Below are 440 nucleotides of genomic sequence, written 5' to 3'. Positions count from 1 at the left end.
CTCGTTGGCCACCACCGCGAACCCCTTGCCGGCCTCCCCGGCCCGGGCCGCCTCGATGGTCGCGTTCAACGCCAGCAGGTTGGTCTGCTCCGCGATCGAGGTGATCACCTTGATCACGTTGCCGATCTCCGCCGAGGAGTCGCCCAGCTTGGCCACCGTCGCCGTCGTGCTCGCCGCCGCGGCCACCGCCCGGGCGGCCACCTCGCTGGCCTCGGCCGCGTTCGAGGCGATCTCCCGGATGCTCGCACCCATCTGCTCGGCCCCGGCGGCCACCGTCTGCACGTTCCGGGACACCTCCTCGGCCGCACCGGCGACCACCCCCGACTGCGCCGAGGTCTCCTCCGCCGACGCCGAGATCTGCGCCGAGCTGGCCGACAACTCCTCACTGGAGGCCGCCACCGCATCCGCCGAGGACACCACCGAGCTCAACACCTCACGCA

General features: G+C 72.5%; 1 protein-coding gene. It reads right to left on the bottom strand.

What is annotated here, in order from left to right:
* On the bottom strand, positions 1 to 440 hold a 440-nt coding region (locus tag OF117_RS22110; RefSeq protein ID WP_263555017.1), incomplete at both ends, for a methyl-accepting chemotaxis protein.

Origin of the sequence: Geodermatophilus sp. YIM 151500 (assembly GCF_025716945.1) — a bacterium.
Lineage (GTDB): Bacteria > Actinomycetota > Actinomycetes > Mycobacteriales > Geodermatophilaceae > YIM-151500.
This window is presented reverse-complemented; position numbering and strand designations above follow the sequence as displayed.